This is a genomic window from Streptomyces sp. NPDC058650 (assembly GCF_042717315.1).
Lineage (GTDB): Bacteria > Actinomycetota > Actinomycetes > Streptomycetales > Streptomycetaceae > Streptomyces.
Genome location: NZ_JBHXRL010000009.1, coordinates 314,775 through 333,514, shown reverse-complemented (window position 1 = coordinate 333,514; position 18,740 = coordinate 314,775). Strand labels below are relative to the sequence as shown.

General features: G+C 72.2%; 15 protein-coding genes and 1 pseudogene. 6 read left to right on the top strand and 10 right to left on the bottom strand.

Annotated elements, in window-relative coordinates:
* Nucleotides 1-142: 142 nt before the first annotated feature.
* The 5 genes from ACFWWU_RS19280 to ACFWWU_RS19260 are packed head-to-tail and all read right to left on the bottom strand — an operon-like array spanning nt 143 to nt 6,351.
* Complete coding sequence (locus ACFWWU_RS19280; RefSeq protein ID WP_384146706.1) at nt 143-2,026, bottom strand: glycoside hydrolase family 36 protein; 1,884 nt, start codon at nt 2,024-2,026, stop codon at nt 143-145.
* A gap of 5 nt (nt 2,027-2,031) precedes the next feature.
* Nucleotides 2,032-2,847, bottom strand: coding sequence for a carbohydrate ABC transporter permease (locus ACFWWU_RS19275; protein WP_384146703.1), 816 nt, complete (start codon nt 2,845-2,847; stop codon nt 2,032-2,034).
* Nucleotides 2,844-3,833 carry a carbohydrate ABC transporter permease gene (locus ACFWWU_RS19270; RefSeq protein ID WP_384146700.1) on the bottom strand — a complete coding sequence of 330 codons (990 nt, stop codon included), beginning with the start codon at nt 3,831-3,833 and terminating at the stop codon, nt 2,844-2,846. Before ACFWWU_RS19270 ends, ACFWWU_RS19275 begins: the two co-directional genes overlap by 4 nt.
* A gap of 2 nt (nt 3,834-3,835) precedes the next feature.
* On the bottom strand, nt 3,836-5,167 hold the full coding sequence (locus tag ACFWWU_RS19265; RefSeq protein WP_384146696.1) for an ABC transporter substrate-binding protein: 1,332 nt from the start codon (nt 5,165-5,167) through the stop codon (nt 3,836-3,838).
* A complete protein-coding gene (locus ACFWWU_RS19260) occupies nt 5,152-6,351 on the bottom strand; it encodes an aminotransferase class V-fold PLP-dependent enzyme (protein WP_384146694.1) in 1,200 nt (399 codons plus the stop codon). Before ACFWWU_RS19260 ends, ACFWWU_RS19265 begins: the two co-directional genes overlap by 16 nt.
* Nucleotides 6,352-6,665: 314 nt before the next feature.
* Here ACFWWU_RS19260 and ACFWWU_RS19255 point away from each other — a divergent pair, with 314 nt between their 5' ends.
* Both ACFWWU_RS19255 and ACFWWU_RS19250 read left to right on the top strand, forming a co-directional pair.
* Nucleotides 6,666-7,151: a VOC family protein gene (locus ACFWWU_RS19255; RefSeq protein WP_384146691.1), complete on the top strand. Its 486-nt coding sequence runs from the start codon at nt 6,666-6,668 to the stop codon at nt 7,149-7,151.
* Nucleotides 7,152-7,286: 135 nt separating this feature from the next.
* Nucleotides 7,287-8,045 carry a YqjF family protein gene (locus tag ACFWWU_RS19250; RefSeq protein WP_384146746.1) on the top strand — a complete coding sequence of 253 codons (759 nt, stop codon included), beginning with the start codon at nt 7,287-7,289 and terminating at the stop codon, nt 8,043-8,045.
* Nucleotides 8,046-8,344: 299 nt separating this feature from the next.
* Here the strand turns inward: ACFWWU_RS19250 and ACFWWU_RS19245 are convergent, their stop codons facing one another.
* The 3 genes from ACFWWU_RS19245 to ACFWWU_RS19235 all read right to left on the bottom strand — a co-directional run bounded on the left by ACFWWU_RS19245 (nt 8,345) and on the right by ACFWWU_RS19235 (nt 9,674).
* Nucleotides 8,345-8,638, bottom strand: coding sequence for a hypothetical protein (locus tag ACFWWU_RS19245; RefSeq protein ID WP_384146688.1), 294 nt, complete (start codon nt 8,636-8,638; stop codon nt 8,345-8,347).
* A 98-nt stretch (nt 8,639-8,736) separates the two neighbouring features.
* Entirely contained in the window at nt 8,737-9,195 is a 459-nt protein-coding gene (locus ACFWWU_RS19240; RefSeq protein ID WP_384146685.1) for a MarR family transcriptional regulator, read from the bottom strand.
* A complete protein-coding gene (locus ACFWWU_RS19235) occupies nt 9,192-9,674 on the bottom strand; it encodes a MarR family winged helix-turn-helix transcriptional regulator (RefSeq protein ID WP_384146682.1) in 483 nt (160 codons plus the stop codon). Before ACFWWU_RS19235 ends, ACFWWU_RS19240 begins: the two co-directional genes overlap by 4 nt.
* Nucleotides 9,675-9,850: 176 nt before the next feature.
* Here ACFWWU_RS19235 and helR point away from each other — a divergent pair, with 176 nt between their 5' ends.
* Complete coding sequence (gene helR / locus ACFWWU_RS19230; protein ID WP_384146679.1) at nt 9,851-12,031, top strand: RNA polymerase recycling motor ATPase HelR; 2,181 nt, start codon at nt 9,851-9,853, stop codon at nt 12,029-12,031.
* Here the strand turns inward: helR and ACFWWU_RS19225 are convergent.
* Nucleotides 12,018-12,371, bottom strand: a pseudogene (locus ACFWWU_RS19225) (sensor histidine kinase); the annotation flags it as partial. The gene helR and the pseudogene ACFWWU_RS19225 sit on opposite strands and share 14 nt — an antisense overlap.
* 18 nt (nt 12,372-12,389) lie before the next feature.
* Here ACFWWU_RS19225 and ACFWWU_RS19220 point away from each other — a divergent pair.
* Nucleotides 12,390-12,542 carry a hypothetical protein gene (locus ACFWWU_RS19220; RefSeq protein ID WP_384146749.1) on the top strand — a complete coding sequence of 51 codons (153 nt, stop codon included), beginning with the start codon at nt 12,390-12,392 and terminating at the stop codon, nt 12,540-12,542.
* A 227-nt stretch (nt 12,543-12,769) separates the two neighbouring features.
* On the top strand, nt 12,770-14,734 hold the full coding sequence (locus tag ACFWWU_RS19215; protein ID WP_384146676.1) for an FAD-dependent oxidoreductase: 1,965 nt from the start codon (nt 12,770-12,772) through the stop codon (nt 14,732-14,734).
* Between the two features lie 40 nt (nt 14,735-14,774).
* Here the strand turns inward: ACFWWU_RS19215 and ACFWWU_RS19210 are convergent, their stop codons facing one another.
* On the bottom strand, nt 14,775-16,262 hold the full coding sequence (locus tag ACFWWU_RS19210; RefSeq protein WP_384146743.1) for a SulP family inorganic anion transporter: 1,488 nt from the start codon (nt 16,260-16,262) through the stop codon (nt 14,775-14,777).
* 234 nt (nt 16,263-16,496) lie between these two features.
* Between ACFWWU_RS19210 and ACFWWU_RS19205 the strand changes: the two genes are divergently transcribed.
* Entirely contained in the window at nt 16,497-18,740 is a 2,244-nt protein-coding gene (locus ACFWWU_RS19205; RefSeq protein WP_384146672.1) for an MMPL family transporter, read from the top strand.

The window sequence follows — 18,740 nt, the reverse complement described above, 5'->3', positions numbered from 1 at the left end:
GGTGGGGGGGGTGCGCCGGGGGGGGGGGGGCCCGCCCGGGGGGGGGGGGGGCGTCCTGGGGGTGCCCGGGGGGGGGCGCCTTGGTGCCTGGGGGGGGGGGGGGGGGGGGGGGGGGGGGCCCCCCCCCCCCCCCCGCCGATGGTCAGTGCTCGCGGGTCAGGGTGAGCAGGCCGCCGGTCGGCACGGTCACCGGGTTCACCCCGGCGACGAGGTCGAGCACGGTCTCGGACAGGATCTCACCACGGCAGTCCTGTACGAGGGCGAGGGCCCGTTCCGGCCGGGTGGCCGTCAGGAGCACCAGGGGGTCGTCGTCCGCGTTGGCGACGAGCAGGGTCCCCGGGCCGTCCGTGCCGTCCCGGTCCGGGAGGGCGACGGGGAGCGGCGCGTATCGGGCGACCACCGTGGTGCGGTCGTCGCCGGCGCGGACCTGGGGGTAGCCGAGGTCCGGGCGGGAGGGTTCCAGGGAGCCGAGCTGGAGGACGCCGGCGTGGCGGCGGAAGACGTCGAGCCAGAAGCGCAGGGTGGCGAGCTGGTCGGGCGTCTGCGTGGTGAGGTCGACGGAGATCTGCGGCACCGAGAACAGGGCGTTGAGGAGGTGGACGGCCACGGCCTCGGGTGTCTCGGCGGAGTTCCACATGATCATGTCGGCGTGGACGGCGAGCGGTCCCGCGGTGAGCCGGCAGTCGATGACGCGCTGGCGGTTCTCGGCGGGGCTGAGCGGGCAGTCGACGGTGCGGACCATGGTGGCGTACGGCCAGAGGCCGGGGCTGACGTACGGCTGGCGGTGCTCGACGATCACGTCGGGCCGGGTGCGGCGCAGCCGGGCGTCGAGGTCGGCGAGCAGTCGGCGTACGCCTTCGTGGACGGTGTCGTGGTCCGCTCCGGCGGGCGGGGGCGGCGGGTCGGCGAAGGCGAAGAGGTCGATGAAGTCGAGCTTCACGCCGTCCATGTCCCACTCCTCGACGGCGCGGGAGATCTTCTCGATCAGGTAGGCGCGGACCTCGGGGTGGCGGGGGTCGAGCACGGCGGCGTCGAGCTGCGGCACCTCGCGCAGGATGACTCCCTTGAAGCGGTCCCAGGCGTCGTTGTGCCGGCCGATGAACGGCACCGCGTACCAGAGGAGGTAGGCGAGGCCGAGCCGGTGGACCTCGGCGACGTGGGCGGCGAGGTCCGGGAAGGCCGTCGTGTTGGGCTCCCAGTCGCCGCAGTGGCCGTAGCCGCGGGCGCGGTCGGCGGTCTGCCAGCCGTCGTCGACGATGATGCTCTCGATGCCGAGGTCGGCGGAGAGGGCGGCCTGGCGTTCGACGACGGCGGCGTCGACGTTCTGGTGGAGGCTGTACCAGGTGGAGTACGCGGGCATCCGGGCGGCGGGAGGGACGCCGGGGTGGTCCACGCCCTCGGCCCACCAGTCGGCGACCGCTTGCAGGGTGGCCGCGAAGTGCCGGCCGCCGATGTCGATGCGCAGCCTCAACGGCGGACCGTCCGGGGTGAGTTCCTGCTCGACGGTGAAGGCGAACTCGCCGCTCTCCTCGACCACACCGGCGCCGACGCGCACGGGCGCGGCGGTCTCTGCGGCGGCGGCGGTGCACAGGGCGCGGTCGCCGGTGCCGACCAGGCTCGCGACGGGGGCGCCGAGGGCGAGCGAGACGGTCCGGGGGGCGATCCAGGACTGCGGCAGCCAGCGGGAGGCGTGGGAGTCCGGGGTCCAGTAGGCGGTGGCCCCGACGCAGGGGACGCGCCATTCGGCGCGGAGGGTGACGGCCTCCGTCGCCGTGACCTCGATCAGGGCCACGCCGTGGTCGACCAGGGTGACGGCGGACTCCCACGCGTCGCCGCCGAGGCCGGTGAGGTGGACGGTGAGCGGGGCACCGGTGGAGTGGCGCAGCCCGGTGGCGAGCTGCCGGTGGACGACGGTGCCGGGGACGTCGTCGGCCGCCGCGTCGGGGCGCCAGGCGGGGACGGGCGGCCGCGGAGCGGCGTCGCCCTCGGCGTCCTCGGGAGCGGCGTTCGGTGGTGCGGTGGTCACGGCGGTCACTCCTTGGTGGCACCGGCCAGCAGGCCGGAGATGAACTGGCGTTGCAGGACGAGGAAGAGGGCCATCACGGGGATGGCGGCTATGGCGCCGGCGAGCAGGACCTGCGCGTAGTTGGTCGTGGACAGCCCCTGGAGGGTGGCCATGGCCACGGGCAGCGTGTACATCTCGGGGCTGCGGAGCGCGATCAGCGGCCAGACGAACTGGTTCCAGCCGCCGAGGAAGACGAACAGCGCGAGCGCCGCGATGATCGGCCGGTTGACGGGGATGACGATGCGCCACAGCACCCGCAGTTCGCCGGCGCCGTCGACGCGGGCGGCGTCGAGGAGTTCGTCGGGCATGGACCGCAGCGCCTGCCGCATCAGGAAGATGCCGAACGGCGTGACCAGGCCGGGCAGGATGACGGACTCGTAGGAGTCGATCAGGCCCAGGTCCATCATCATCTGGAAGATCGGGATGAGCATCACCGTGTCGGGGATGACGAGGGTGCTGAGCAGCAGGACGAAGAAGACGTTGCGTCCGCGGAAGTCGAACTTGGCGAAGGCGTAGCCGGCGAGGACGGAGACGACGACCGCGCCGACGGTCTGGAGGCCTGCCACCAGGACGGTGTTGAAGAGGACGCGGGTCAGACCGATGGACTCCTGGAGGCCCTGGAGGTTCTCCATGAGGTGGCCGCCTGGCAGCAGCTTCGGCGGCCAGGAGAAGACGTCCCTGTCGTCCTGGGTGGCGGCCATGGCGAGCCAGTAGAAGGGGCCGACGCAGAGCCCGAAGGCACCGGCGAGCAGCAGGGTGAGCAGGGGGCCGCGGGACTTCATCGGCGCTCTCCCATCAGGCGGACCTGGAGGATGCCGAGGACGGACACGATCAGCGCGAGCGCGTAGGCGAGGGCCGAGGCGTAGCCGAAGTCGAAGTACTTGAAGCCGTTGTTGTAGAGGTACATGGTGACCGTCAGGGTGGCGTTGTCGGGGCCGCCGCCGGTGAGGACGTACGGCTCGTCGAAGAGTTGCAGCGTGCCGATGGTGGAGAGCACCACCGTGAGGAGCAGGATCGGCCGCAGCTGGGGCAGGGTGATGGAGAAGAAGCGGCGGACCGGTCCGGCGCCGTCGACCATCGCGGCTTCGTACAGTTCCTTGGGGATGCCCTGGAGACCGGCGAGGTACATCACCGCGTTGTAGCCGGTGTAGTGCCAGGTGATGACGAGGACGACACCGACGCGGGCCCAGAAGGGGCTGCCGAGCCAGTTCACCGGGTCGACGCCGAAGAAGGAGAGGACCCAGTTCAGGAGTCCGGCGTCGCGGTTGAGGATCACGGAGAACATGACGCCGGCGGCGACCAGGCCCGTCAGCGACGGGACGAAGACGCCGAGCCGCCAGAGCGGGCGCAGCCAGACCTTGGTGGAGTTGAGGCCGAGGGCGACGAGCAGGGCGAGGCCGAGCATCAGCGGCACCTGGACGACCAGGATCAGGGCGGTGTTCCTGAGCGCGGTCCAGAACAGCGGATCGTCGATGAGGCGCCGGTAGTTGGCGAGTCCGGTGAACTGCCGGGCGTCGCCGTTTCCGGTGGTGAGGCTGATCCAGAACGAGGCGGCGATCGGGTACGCCTTGAAGATCGCGAAGCCCAGCACGGCGGGCATGATCAGCAGGTACGGGACGGAGTCGCGTGTCAGCAGCCGGCGTCGGCCTGGGCGGGCCCGGCCGGGGCGCGGGGTGGCGCGGCGGCCGGGAGGGGCGCCGGCGCCACCACGGGTGGTGGCGTCGACGGTCCCGGTGGCGCGAGCGGGTTCGGGAGGTGCGAGGGACATGGTCAGGCTGCCTGCTGCCGGCCGGTCTGCTGGGCGAGCTGCGCGGCGGCCGCCTTGAGGGCGCCGGCCGGGTCGGCGCCCTTGAGCAGCACCTGGCTCTGGGCGTCGCTGGCGAGCTTGAGGGCCCGGCTGTAGTCGCTGGTGAAGTTGGTCGCCTCGGAGCCGGAGGAGAGCGAGTCGACGAGGGACTTCAGCACGCGCTGGCCGCCGTAGAAGGGGTGGGGCGCGCTGAACATCGGGTCCGCGTAGGCCGCCTTGAGGGCGGGGAAGACACTGCCGGAGGAGTACATGCGGTTGATCTCGGCGGGCTTGGTCAGCGCGTGCTCGATGAAGCGCCAGGCGGCCTTGCGGCGCTTGCTGGTGGCGGAGACCGCCAGGTAGGTGGAGTTGACGATGACGCTGCGTCCTCCGCCGGGGACGGCGGCCGGCGGCTGCATGACGCGCCACTTGCCGCTCTGGGCGGGGAACTTCTCCGCCATGTATCCCACGGCCCAGGCGGCCTCGGGCGCGGTGGCGAGCTTCCCCTGGCTGATCAGCCGCTTCCAGGTGCCCTGGCCCGCGGTGTCGGCGAGCAGGCCGCCGTCGTTGAGCCGCTTGATGACGGTGAGGGCCTTGACCGCGGCCGGGGAGGCGAGGGTGACCTTGCCTTCCTGGTCGAAGTAGAAGGCGCCCTGGAGCTGCATCAGGTTCTGGAAGAAGTCCATGTCCTGGGTGGTGCCGGGCTTGTCGAGCCCGATCAGCTGGGCGCCGGTGGCGGCGCGGATCTTCGGTCCGGCGGCGATCAGGTCGTCCCAGCTGGTGAGGGAGGCGGGGTCGACGTCGGCCTTCTCGAAGAAGTCGTGGCGGTAGAACAGCCCGAGGGGGTTGACCTCCCAGGGCAGGGCGTGGACGGCTCTGTCCTTGCCTATGACGGTCGGCCACAGGCCTTCGACGAAGGCGTCCTTGTGCTTGTCGGCGCCGAGCCGGGACAGGTCGGCGATGCCCTCCGGGAACTTCGCCAGGTAGCCGGGCAGGTAGTCGACGCCGATGTGGAGGACGTCGGCGAGGCCCTTGCCGCCCGAGGCGAGGCCGACGGTGATCTTGTCCCAGATGGCCGGTTCGCCGACGTCCTGGATCTCCACCGTGATGCCCGGGTTGTCCCGCTCGAAGGAGGGGACGACTCCGCGCAGGGCTTCCGCCGCGGAGGTCCAGCTCCAGACGGTGATCTTCCCGCTGTCGCCGTCGGCGCCTGCGGTGTCGGTGCCCGATCCGCCGCCGCAGGCGGTCAGGCCCAGTCCGGCGGCGGAGGCGGTGGCGAGGTGAAGCATCTGGCGGCGGCTCAGCTGGTGGGACATGTCGACTCCTGGGTGAGGGTTTCGGTGTGCGTGCGGGGCGTGGTGTGCGCGCCGGGGGCGGGGTCGGTCCGGGGCGTGGTGTCGGTGTGCGTGCCGGGCCGTCCGGTCAGCGCGTGCAGCGCGTCGGCGAACTGGTCCACCGCGACGGCCGGGGTGGAGACATGGGGAGAGAGGCGGATCCACTCGTCGCGGCGCGTGGTGATCACACCGGCCGCTTCGAGAGTGCGGTGGACGGTCACGGGGTCGTGACCCGGGAGACGGAACGTGCCGATTCCGGCGCGTTCCCGGTGGCCGAGCCCGTCCAGCAGGACCTCGGCGCCTGCCTGCCGGGCCCGGTCGAGGAGCTCGGCGAGGGTGGCCCGGATCCGGGCGCCCGTGGCGGCCGGGCCGCCCTCCGCGAGCAGCTCGTCGACGGCCGCGCCGATGGCGGCGGCGGCCGGGAAGTCCGGGTTGGTGGCGAGGTGGGCCGCGGCCCCGGGCAGCGGGGGCGCGGGGTGCCGCGCCGCGAAGGGTTCCGAGACACCGGCCCAGCCGCCGAGCCCGGGGCCGACGCGCTCGGCGCACCGGTCGCGGATCAGCAGCAGCGCGGCACCCCAGCCTGCCCTTAGCCACTTCTGGCCGCCGCTGACGAGGACGTCGGCGGCGTCCGCTTCGAGCGGGACGGCGCCGAGTCCCTGGATGGCGTCGACGATCAGGAGACGGTCCGGGCCGAGGACTTCCTTGAGGGCGGCGAGCGGTGCGACGTGCCCGGTGAGGGAGTCGACGGCGCTCACCGTGAGTGCGGTGACGTCGGGGGTGAGGTTCCGCCGCAGCAGGTCGGGGGTGATGTGGCGCTGCCCGTCCGGGTCGACGAGGCGGACGTCCGGGCCGCCTCGGCCGGCGAACCGGAGCCACGGGTAGACGTTGGCGGGGAACTCGCCGCGGGGCACCAGGACGGTGCCGTGCCCCTGGAGGCCGGCGGCCACGGTGAACAGGCCGTTGCTGGTGGACGGGGAGAGGGCGATCTCATGGGGGTGGGCGTCGAGGAGCCGGGCCGCCGAGGTCCGAGCGGCGTCGCTGAGGGCGAACAGCCGGTCGAGGTCGGCGGGGTCCGAGCGGGTGGCCAGGTCGGTCGCGGCGACGAGTGCCGCGGCCGCCCGGCGGGAGAGCGGGCCGACCCTGGCGTGATCGAGGTAGCCCGCCATCGGACCACGGGTGGGGGCCGGTCCGGAAGCCGCGGGTGTGGCGGCCTCGGGTGCCCGCAGACGAATTTGATCGTTCAAAATCTGTTCCTCAAGACGCCGTATGCATGATCTTCCTGGAATTTGAAGGTTCACATTAGAGAGCCGAGGGCGCCTCGGCAAGAGGTGGGACGAGGTCGACCGCCGCCCTTCGGGGGAACCCGCCGCGGGGCGTCGCGCGGCGCCGAGGGATGCCCCGGGGTTCGGGCTATCCATGGCCACAGGCGACGGTCGCCCGTGACCGTCACTGTCCGGGAAACCGGAAAGGTGGAGAACCAGTGGCTGTCCAGCCCATCCCCGAGGGATACCCGCGCGTCACGCCGTACCTCTGCGTCGACGGAGCCGCGGCCGCGATCGACTTCTACGTGTCCGTGCTCGGCGCCGTCGAGCGCATGCGCATGCCGGCGCCCGGAGGCTCGATCGGCCACGCCGAGCTGTCCCTCGGCAACTCGGTCATCATGCTCGCGGACGAGTTCCCCGACATGGGGTTCCGCTCGCCCAAGGCGGTCGGCGGCACACCCGTCACCCTGCACGTCTACGTGGAGGACGTCGACGCGGTCTTCGCCAAGGCCCTCGCCCAGGGCGCCAAGGAACTCTCGCCGGTCAAGGACGAGTTCTACGGTGACCGCACGGGGCAGCTCGAAGACCCCTTCGGTCACCGCTGGAACCTCGCCACGCACGTGGAGGACGTTCCCGCGGAGGAGATGGAGCAGCGGGCGAAGAAGGCCATGCAGTCCATGCAGCCCCCGTCCGACGCCGCCTGAACGACCGCCCGAGGCGGGGGCGGCTCAGCGCCCCCGCCCCACCGGGAACACCCCTCGCCCGACATGTCCCCGGCCGACGCAGGGTCCCCTGCCGGGCCGGTCCGGGGCTCTGCCATCCTGTCCGGCGTGACGCTCGTGCCGCCCGACCCGGAACCCATCACCCCGGACCCGCCCCACGCCCCGCCGAGTCCCCTCCTGACCCAGTCCTGGCTCGACCTGGCCTTCCTCCACTGGGCCGTCGACCCCGACGTGGTCGCCCCGCTGCTTCCGGCCGGAACCGTTCCGGACACCCTGAACGGCGTGACGTACGTCGGGCTCGTCGCCTTCCGGATGCACCGGGTCGGATGGTTCCGCCTGCCCGGCGTCCCCTACCTGGGCAGCTTTCCCGAGACCAACGTCCGTCTCTACTCGGTGGACGCGCGGGGCCGCCGCGCTGTGGTGTTCCGTTCGCTCGACGCCTCGCGACTCGTTCCCGTCGCCTTCGGGAGGGCCCTGTTCCGGCTGCCGTACGTCTGGTCGAGGATGGCCGTCCGCCATGACGGCGCCACCGTCACGTACACCAGCAGTCGGCGTCTGCCCGGGCCGCGCGGCGCGCGCAGCCGGATCGTGCTGCGGGTCGGGGAGCGCGTCGAGGCCCCCACGGAGCTCGAACACTTCCTGACGGCCCGCTGGGGCATGCACACCGCCTTCTACGGACGGTCGCTCTACCTCCCGAACGCGCACCCGCGCTGGCCGCTCCACCGGGCGGAACTCCTCGTGTGCGAGGAGGACTTGGTGGCAGCGGCCGGTCTGCCCCGGCCGGTCGGCGCGCCCGTGAGCGTGCTGTACTCGCCCGGCGTCCCCGTGGAGTTCGGCCGCCCGGCCCGACGCCCCGGCGGCATCCCCACGCCCTGAGCGGAGCCGGACGGGTGGCCACGGGACCTCCCCGGCCGGCCGGCGAAGCGGCGGCGGGCGGATGCGGACCTACCCGCCCGGTGTGCCCGCCCCTGCCGGCTCGCCGGCAGAAAAGCTCCTGAGGATCAGGCCGGACGGCGTCCTGCCACAGCCAGGAGACTCGGGAGCACGAATCCTGGTGCGTCGTCCTGTGTGACGGGTCGACCCGTGCGGCTCGGTCGACGGGGCGCCGGCACCGTGCCTGTCGTGCTGCACGGTGCCGGTTCGGAGGCGGCGCGTCGCGTCGCGGGGGGGGTGGGTCAGGAGATTTCGGGGAGCAGGCCCGTGACCGGGGCCGCCTGGTCGGTGAGCTGGTGGATCTGGCCCAGCTCGTTCAGGCCGTTGAGGCCGCCCAGCTGGCCGGCGATGCCGGGGAACCGGCCGCGGGACTCCTCGGGGATGCCGGTCGTCGCGACGGCGTCGAGCTCGCTGATCGGATTGATGGGCGGGCCGAGCGGGCTGGTGGGGGCGACGGCCTGCGCCGCCGAGGCGCCGAGGCACGAGAAGGCGGCGGCGACGGCCAGGACCGAGGAAATGCGTCGTGTTGAGGTCATACCCCTCACAACGGATCGCCGTGCCGACGGACACGGCCGCGCCCCGCTCCCACCGTCCGAACGGGGGGCACCTCCTCGGCTCCGTCGGCGTCGGACGGTCAGGCGCCGGCCAGCTCGGCGTTGGCGCGCTCCGTGACCAGTGTCAGCACGCGGCCCGCGACCGCGAGGTCCTCGGCCGGAATGCCGGCGTAGAGCCGGGCGGCGATCTCGGCGGACTCGGCGGAGGTGGTCTCGTCCAGGTCGCGTCCGGCCGCCGTGAGCCTCAGCCGGGACGCGTCCGCCGGGTCCTCTTCCAGCAGCTCGCCAGCCGTCAGCTCGTCGACGGTCCCGCGTACGACCCGCTCGTCGGTCTTCAGCGAGCCGTTGACGTCGGCGACGAGCGCGTCACGGGCGATGGACCCGCCCGCGGCCGCGACGGCCCGGAGCGTCACGCTCTGGTGGTACGTGATGCCGTGGCGGGTCAGCGCGACCTCCAGGACGGCTCGTGCGGCGAAGAAGGCCAGGGCGACGGTCCGGCCGTTGGCCGTGGGTGTGGGGGCGGTGGGTGTGGTGGTCATGACTGCTCCTCGTCGTTCTCGGTGTGCGGTTCAAGAGGTACGTCGAGCAGGGTCGCCAGCTCGCGGGTGAACTGCCGTGCGCGCGGGCCGTCCTGTCCCCCGAGCGGCTCCAGCAACTGGTCGAGGAGGCCCTGGACCACCTTGACGGCGCGGCGCGTGACGTCGCGCCCCTCCTCGGTGAGCGACAGCTGCACGGCGCGCGGGTCGTCCGGGTCCCGGGTGCGGGCGACGAGTCCTGCGGCCTCCAGGGCGCGGGCGAGCTTGGACACGTACAGGGCCTCGAGGCCCGTGTGGTCGGCGAGGCGGCGCTGGCTGGGCCGGAGCCCGGAGCGCGCCATGCCGTACAGCGAGGCCATCAGCGCGTACTGCGCATGGGTCAGGCCCAGCGGCGCGACCGCCCGGTCGACGGCGACCCGCCACTTCATCGACAGGCGCCAGACCAGGAATCCCGCTGTGGCGCCCTCAGTTGCTCTGCTCACGCGACATACAATACATAGCTACTATGTACATGGCTACTATTTTCGGCGGACATCCGCAGCGGTACGGAAGAGGGGGTGGAGGCGGCAGGAGGGAGTACGCACTCCTTGCCACTTACAACTTATAGCGCACAGGGGGGCTTGCGGCAAGGCCCCGGTGATACCGCAGAATCCTCGACATGACCCCCCTGATCACCAGCGCGTTCGACCTTCCCGACCGACTCTCCCCCAAGGCCGACCCGGCGCTGATCGCCGGTGACGAGAAGCACTTCGCGGACATCGCGGAAAGCCTCGACCAGGTGATCGCCGAACTGTCCGACCGGCTCGACGCCGAGCTCAAGGCCCCCGGCGGCGTCGGCCGTGAGGCGATGGAGCGGGACATGGAGGTCCACCGACTGACCGCCCGCCTGCGCGCGCTGCGCCGCTTCGGCCTGGACCTGTGCCTCGGGCACATGGTCGCCGCGGACGGTTCCGAGCCCCTGTACGTCGGGCGGCTCGGTCTCACCGACAGTTCGGGGCGCCGCCTCCTCATCGACTGGCGCTCCCCCGCGGCCGAGCCGTTCTTCGGCGCGACCCACGGCAACCCGATGGGTCTCGCGAGCCGCCGCAGGTACCGCTGGACCGGCGGCCGGATCGGCGACTACTGGGACGAGGTGTTCACCCAGGACGCGTTCGTCGGGCACGCCGCCCTCGACGACCAGTCGGCCTTCATCGCGAGCCTCGGCAACAACCGCTCGGCCCGGATGCGTGACGTCCTCGGCACCATCCAGTCCGACCAGGACGCCATCATCCGCGCGGGATCCCGCGGCGCTCTCGTCGTCGACGGCGGTCCCGGTACGGGCAAGACCGTCGTCGCGCTCCACCGCTCCGCCTATCTCCTCTACTCCGACCCCCGTCTCGGTCACCGTCGGGGCGGTGTGCTCTTCGTCGGCCCCCACGACCCGTATCTGGCGTACGTCGCCGATGTCCTCCCCAGCCTCGGCGAGGAGGGCGTGCGGACGTGCACCCTGCGGGACCTCGTCCCCGAGGGGGCGTCGGCGCCGGGCGAGGCCGACGCGGAGGTCGCCCGCCTGAAGTCGTCCGCGGACATGGTGAAGGCGATCGAGAAGGCCGTCCGGTTCTACGAAGATCCGCCGAGCGAGGGGATCCCGGTCGCCACGCCGTGGGCGGAGATGTGGCTGAGCGCGGACGAATGGGTCGAGGCGTTCCGGGCGCCGGGGCCCAGCACTCCGCACAACGAGGCACGGGACCTGATCTGGGAGGAGCTGGCCACGATCCTGTGGGACAAGTTCGACGCGGACGGGCACGCGGGCGGCGACGGGGACGGTGACGTCGTGTCGCCCGAGCAGTTCCGCAGGGCGCTGCTGCACGACAAGGAGCTGGTCGGCACGCTGCATCGCGCGTGGCCGCTCCTCGAACCCGCCGACGTCGTCGGCGACCTGTGGACGGTCCCCGCCTACCTGCGGATGTGTGCTCCCTGGCTCGACCGCGACGAGGTCCGGACGTTGCGGCGCGCGGACCCGCACGCCTGGACGGTGTCGGACCTGCCGCTCCTGGACGCGGCGCGGCAGCGGCTCGGCGACCCGAAGGCGTCCGTGCGCAAGCGCCGGCACGACGCCACCGTCGCCGCCGAGCGCGAGCGCATGGCCGGCGTCATCAGCGACATCGTCGACGCCGATGCCGACGGCGAGGGTGCGGTGACCATGCTGCGCGGCCGTGACCTCCAGGACAGCCTGATCGACGAGACCGCGCTGCCCGGTACCGACGTGGACCCGCTGGCCGGGCCGTTCGCGCACGTCGTCGTGGACGAGGCGCAGGAGCTGACCGACGCGGAGTGGCAGATGCTGCTGCTCCGCTGCCCGTCGCGGAGCTTCACCATCGTCGGTGACCGCGCGCAGGCCAGGCACGGGTTCACCGAGTCGTGGCGGGAGCGGCTGGAGCGGGTCGGGATCGACCGCATCGACGTGGCCTCGCTCAGCGTCAACTACCGGACGCCGGAGGAGGTCATGACGGAGGCCGAGCCGGTGATCCGGGCCGCGCTTCCCGATGCCAACGTGCCGAGCTCGATCCGCAGCAGCGGCATCCCGGTCGTCCACGGGTCCGTCGAGGAGCTCGACTCGGTGCTCGACACCTGGCTCGCCGAGAACGCCGACGGGATCGCCTGCGTCATCGGTGACCCCACGTTCCCGGCGACGGCCCGCGTCCGGTCGCTGACCCCGCAGTTGTCGAAGGGCCTGGAGTTCGACCTGGTCGTCCTCGTCGATCCGGAGACGTACGGCGCGGGCGTCGAGGGAGCCGTCGACCGCTATGTCGCCATGACACGGGCGACGCGGCAGCTCGTGATCCTCACGAGCTCCTGAGGTCGGCGGTCGGCAGGCGGAGGGTGAAGCGCGCGCCGCCGCCGGGGGCCTGACCGGCGGTCAGGTCCCCGCCGTGGCGGCGGGCCACGTCGCGGGCGATGGCGAGGCCGAGGCCCGCCCCGCCGTCGTCCCGGCTCCTGGCGTCGTCGAGGCGGACGAAACGCTCGAAGACACGGTCGCGTTCGGCCCCGGGGACGCCGGGGCCGTCGTCGTCCACGCGCAGCAGGACGCCGCCGCCCGTCACACCGACCGTGGCGGTGATCCGGGTGGCCGCGTGCCGCTGGGCGTTGTCGAGGAGGTTGCCGATCACCCGGGCGAGCTGCTGCCGGGAGCCGGAGACCCGGCCGCGAAGGGCTTCGTGACCTCGGTCGAGCTGACCGACGAGGACGACGCTCCCGCCACGAGCTGGGACGTGAGTGTCCACCCGACCGGTGGGGCGGAAGACGACTGGAACGTCGACGTGAAGACCGGCGCACTCGTGGCGGAGCACGACGACAGCGACGACGACTGATCACTTCGCCGGGGCACAGCGACCGCCCCGCCTCCACGGGCGCCGGTGCGACAGGGGCCTCGTCGAGCTCCGAAGCCCGCTCGTCGACTGGCCGCTCACCCACACGGCGGACGGCGGATCAGGGCGTTGACCTGGGGACTCCGTCATATAGCAAGACGAGTGGTTTAGCTCCCCGTCCGTGTGAACGCGCTGGCCCATGGGACGCCCGTACGTCGAGTGTGTGCGCGATGAACACTCACGACACGCACACTCCAGACATCGACGCTCCCTCACGACGCTCCGTCGTCACGGCCACGGGTGCCTCCGCGCTCGCCGCCGGGCTCGCCGCCGCGTCCGCCGGGACCGCGACCGCCCTGAGTCCGGCCACCCTTCCGTCGACGGTGCCTTCCGTCGTACCGCCCGGCACCGACCCCGGGGCATACGCCACGGTCGCCCGTGCCATCGCCGTCTACGACGAGCACGACGAGTCGCTCGTCCCGGCCTACCTGCGGATCGTCGAGAACGGCCTGCCCGCCCGCCGGGCGAAGGCCACGAAGCGGGTCCTGGTCGTCGGCGCCGGGCCGGCCGGACTCCTCGCCGCCGACCTGCTCAACCGGGCCGGCCACGACGTCCTCGTGATCGAGGCCAACGGCAACCGCGTCGGCGGCCGCATCAAGACGTTCCGCAAGGGCGGCCACGAGAACGGGGAGCAGCCCTTCGCCGACCCCCTGCAGTACGCCGAGGCCGGGGCGATGCGGCTGCCCGAGAGCCACCCGCTCCTCATGGCGCTGATCGAGAAGTTCGACCTCCCCCGCCAGGAGTTCTACCTGGTGGACGTGGAGGTAGGGAATCCGGCGAAGCAGGCCAACCGCACCTGGATCCACGTCAACGGCGTCCACATGCGCCGGGCCGACTACGAGAAGGACCCGGCGAGGATCAACGACACCTTCGGCGTCACGGGCGCCCACCGGACGAAGACCGCCGCCGCCATCCTCGCGGACGCCCTCGAACCCGCGCGGCGGCTCGTCCGGGACAAGGAGGGGACGGCCCTCGTCGAGGGCTGGGTCGAGATCCTCCGGGCGTACGGCCACTGGTCCATGTACCGGTACCTCACCGAGGTCGCCGGACTCGACACCCGCACCATCGACCTCATCGGCACCATCCAGAACCTGACCTCGCGGCTGCACCTCTCCTTCATGCACAGCTTCCTGTCCGCCGCGCTGATCGACCCGAGGACGAAGTTCTGGGAGATCAAGGGCGGCACCGCGCTGTTCGCCGACGCGCTGTACGCGCCGGTGAAGGGAAAGGTGCGGCTCGACAGGCGCGCCGTAAGGATCGAGCGGCGCGGCGGCAAGGTCCGGGTGCACACCGTCTCCGAGGACCAGCAGACCGGCGGGGAGGGCGTCACGGAGGTCTTCGAGGCCGACGAGGCGATCGTCACCGTCCCCTTCTCCGGCCTGCGGCACGTGACCTTCGATCCTCCGCTGGCGTACGGCAAGCGCCGGGCGATCACGGAGCTGCACTACGACGCGGCGACCAAGGTGCTGCTCGAGTTCTCCCGGCGGTGGTGGGAGTTCACCGAGGCGCAGTGGAAAGACGCGCTCGACTCCATCGAGGACGGGCTGTACGAGCGGTACCGGGCGGGCGGGGTCGCGCACGGGGACTTCCTCGGCGCGCACCGGTCCGTGAAGGACCTGGGGGTGACGGTCCCCGACGCCCTCAAGGAGTACTTCTCCGTCTTCCGGCCGGTCGCGGGCGGCGAACCGGAGGCGTCCCATGTGCGGGGCGGCGGCTCGGTCAGCGACAACGCCAACCGCTTCATGTACTTCGAGCACGCGGCGCCCATGGAGGGCAGCGACGGAGGCATCATGCTCGCCTCCTACAGCTGGGCCGACGACGCCCTGAAGTGGGACGCGTTCGCCGACGAGGAGCGGTACCTGCGGGCCCTCGCCGGCGTGCAGGCCGTCTTCGGCCGCCGCTGCGAGGTCTTCTTCACCAACAAGTGCAGGACCCAGTCGTGGATGCGTGACCACTACGCGTACGGGGAGGCCTCGGTGCTCTTCCCCGGGCAGCACACCGAGCTGTTCCCGGACGTCCCCACGTCCGAAGGGCCGCTCCACTTCGCGGGGTGCCACACGTCGATCAAGCCCGCGTGGATCGAGGGCGCCCTGGAGTCCGCCGTCCGTACGGCCTTGAAGGTGCACACGGGCTGACGAGCCGGTCCCGGGGTGAGGGTCACCGGTCCGGTGGCCCTCACCCCGGGGTGAGTTCGCCGCTGAGCTTTTCGTGGAGGGCGGCGCTGGGCGCGTTGAGGCCGATGATCTCCACGGTCTTGCCGCGCTGGGCGTACCGGGTCTCGATGGCGTCGAGGGCGGCGACGGAGGAGGCGTCCCAGATGTGGGTGGCGGACAGGTCGATGACGACCTTGTCGGGGTCGGTGGCGTACGCGAAGCGGCCGACGAGGTCGTTGGAGGAGGCGAAGAACAGTTCGCCGGTGACGCGGTAGACGACCGTGGTGTCGTCGGGGTCGGTGACGGCCGTGACGTCGGCGAGGTGGGCGACGCGTCGGGCGAAGATCACCATGGCGGTGATCGAGCCGCCGACGACGCCCACGGCGAGGTTGTGCGTGGCCACCACGCAGACGACGGTGATCACCATGACGGCGATCTCCCCGGCGGGCATCCGCCGCAGCGTCTTCGGCGCGACGGAGTGCCAGTCGAAGGTGGCGAAGCAGACCATGACCATGACGGCGACGAGGGCGGCCATGGGGATGTCGGAGACGACCGGGCCGAAGACGATGCACAGCACCATCAGGAACGCGCCGGACAGGAACGTCGAGAGGCGGGTGCGGGCGCCGGAGACCTTGACGTTGATCATCGTCTGGCCGATCATCGCGCAGCCGCCCATGCCGCCGAAGAAGCCGGTCACGATGTTGGCGATCCCCTGGCCGATCGATTCGCGGGTCTTGCTGGAGCGGGTGTCGGTGATCTCGTCGACCAGCTTGGCCGTCATCAGCGATTCCATCAGGCCGACCAGCGCCATCGCGAGCGCGTACGGGGCGATCAGCGTGAGCGTGTCGAGCGTGTACGGCACGTCGGGCAGGCCGGGGGCGGGCAGCGCGGACGGCAGGGCGCCCTTGTCCCCGACCGTCGGGACCGCGATTCCGGCGGCGACGGTGATGACGGTCAGGATGACGATCGAGACGAGCGGGGCCGGGACGACCGTGGTGACCCGGGGGAAGAACACCATGAGCGCGAGCCCGGCGACGACCAGCGGATAGACGGCCCAGGGCACGTCCCTCAGTTCCTTGATCTGGGCCATGAAGACCAGGATCGCGAGGGAGTTGACGAAACCGACCATCACCGAGCGCGGGACGAACCGCAGGAGCTTCGCCACCCCGAGCGCCCCGAGGGCGATCTGGAAGACACCGGCGAGGATGACGGCGGCGATCAGGTAGCCGAGCCCGTGCTCGCGGTTCAGGGGCGCGATGACGAGGGCGACGGCCCCGGTCGCGGCGGAGATCATGGCCCGCCGGCCGCCGACGACGGAGATCACCACGGCCATCGTGAAGGAGGCGAACAGTCCGATCGCCGGGTCCACGCCCGCGATGATCGAGAACGAGATCGCCTCGGGGATCAGCGCGAGCGCGACGACCAGGCCACCGAGCACCTCGGTGCGCCAGACCCTCGGATCGCGCAGCCAGTCCGGCTTCAGGCCGCGCAGGCGGGCGACCGGGGACACGAGGGAAACGGAGGAGGACAAGGGAAGCGGAACCTGTCGTGCTCGGGCGCACCCGCCGGCGGCGGGCGGGGCGGGTGGGAGAGAGGACGGAACGGGCAACTCTACCGTGAGGGCAGGACGGGCCTCGTTGGTGAGTCCGCCTCCCCCGTGCCCTCTTGTCCACCGACCGGTGGACAAGAGGTTCAACCGGCCGAGCCTGTCGGCGAGGCGGCGCCGGCGGCGAGGCTGGGACGCATGACGAACCCCACCGTACGCATGGCCCGGTACAGCGCCCGGCACCCCTGGCGCGCGCTGATCGGCTGGATCCTCTTCGTGGCCCTCTGCCTCGGCGCGGGCCTGGCCCTCGGGGCCAACCCCGCAACCACCGAGGACTTCCGCATCGGCGAGGCCGGCCGCGCCGAGGCCCTCGCCGCCGAGGGCGGTCTTCAGCAGAAGCCGTTGGAGCGGGTCATCGTCCAGGCCGCGCCGGGCACCGGCCCCCTCGACCGGGCGGAGGCCGACGCCGCCGCGCGCGAGGTCGTCGCCCGGATGCGGCAGCTGCCCGAGGTGCTGTCCGTCGCCGACCCGGTCGCGGACGCCCGGCACACCGCGCTGCGCGTCGACGTCACCATGAACGGCGCCGAGTTCGAGGGGAAGCAGCATGTCGACGCGCTGCTCGCGCAGACGGCCGAGGTCCAGGCCGCGCACCCGCGGCTGATCGTCGAGGAGGTCGGCAGCCCCTCGATCGGCAAGGGGGTCGACAAGCTCCGCGGCGACGACCTCGCCCGTACCGAGGTCATCGCGCTGCCCGTCACCCTGATCACCCTGCTGATCGTCTTCGGCTCGATCGTCATGGCCGTCGTACCGCTGCTGCTCGCGCTGTCCTCGATCGTGGCCGCCGTCGGCCTGTCGATGGTCGCCTCGCACGTCTTCCCCGACGCCGGGGTCGGCACCAACGTCATCCTGCTGATCGGCCTGGCCGTCGGCGTCGACTACACGCTCTTCTACCTGAAGCGGGAGCGCGAGGAGCGGGCCCGGGCCGTCGGCGGGCGTCTCACCACCCAGGCCGTCGTGGAGGTCGCCGCGGCGACCTCGGGCCGGGCCGTGGTCGTCTCCGGACTGGCGGTCGCGGTCTCCAGCGCCACTCTCTACCTCGCGGACGACGTCATCTTCTCGTCCATCGCCACCGGGGCCGTCGTCGTCACCCTGGTCGCCGTCCTGAGTTCGCTGACCGTGCTGCCCGCGCTCCTCGCCCTGCTCGGCGAGCGCGCCGAGCGCCGCGGGGCCCGTAAGGCGGCGAAGGCCGCGGCCCGCGTCGCCGCCGGCAGGCCCGTACGGCGCCGTGCCCTCCGCACCCCCGGTTCCGCCCGCACCGGCGGCGGCCGGATCACCGCCGCGGTCCTCCGCCCCGTCGCCCGGCACCCCGCCGCGACACTCGCCGTCTCCTCCCTCGCCCTCGTCGCGCTCGCCCTGCCCGTCCTGAACATCACCATCACGGAGATGTCCCGCGAGACGCACTCTCGCGCCATCCCCGCCATGCGGACCTACGACCGGCTGCTGACCGCCTATCCCGAGCTCAGGTCGATGCACCAGGTCGTCGTACGGGCGGACGCGGAACGGGCCGGGGACGTCGCCGGCGCCCTGCGGGAACTCGCCGGCCGCGCCGCAGCCGAGGACCCCGCGATCGGCGGCACGCCCGTGGTGCGTACCTCCGCCGACCGCCGCGTCACCCTCCTGGAGATGCCGGTCCACCGCTCCGTGAACAGTCCGGAGGCACACGCGTCGCTCGACCGGCTCCGCGGCGGCCTCGTGCCGGAGACCGTCGGCGCGCTGCCCGGCGCCGAGGTGGCCGTCACCGGCGAGGTCGCGCGCTACGCCGACTATCCCGCCCATCAGAAGCGCAAGCTGCCGCTCATCGTGGGGGCGCTGCTGCTCGTCACCTTCGCGATGACCGTGTGGGCGTTCCGGTCGGTGGTCCTCGGCCTCGTCGGCGTCGTCCTCAACCTGCTCTCCGCGTTCGCCTCGCTGGGTGTGCTCGTGCTGGTCTTCCAGAACGAATGGGCCGAGGGGCTCCTCGACTTCACGTCCACGGGCTCGATCGGCTCCCGGGTCCCGCTCTTCCTCTTCGTGATCCTCTTCGGTCTCTCCATGGACTACCAGGTGTTCGTGATCAGCCGGATCCGCGAGGCCCGCCTCAAGGGCGTCCCCACCCGGCAGGCCGTCCTCGACGGCGTGTCCTCTTCCGCCGGGGTGGTCACCAGCGCGGCCGTGGTGATGGTGACGGTCTTCGCCAGCTTCGCCGCGCTGCACCTCATCGAGATGAAGCAGATCGGGTTCAGTCTGGCGGTCGCCGTCCTCCTCGACGCCTTCGTGATCCGCATCCTGGTCCTGCCCTCCCTGATGCTGCTGCTCGGCGAGGCCAACTGGTGGCCCGCGCGCGGAACGCGGCCTACGGGGAGCCCCGGACGGACGGAGCGTCAGACGGTGTCCGTAGGCTGA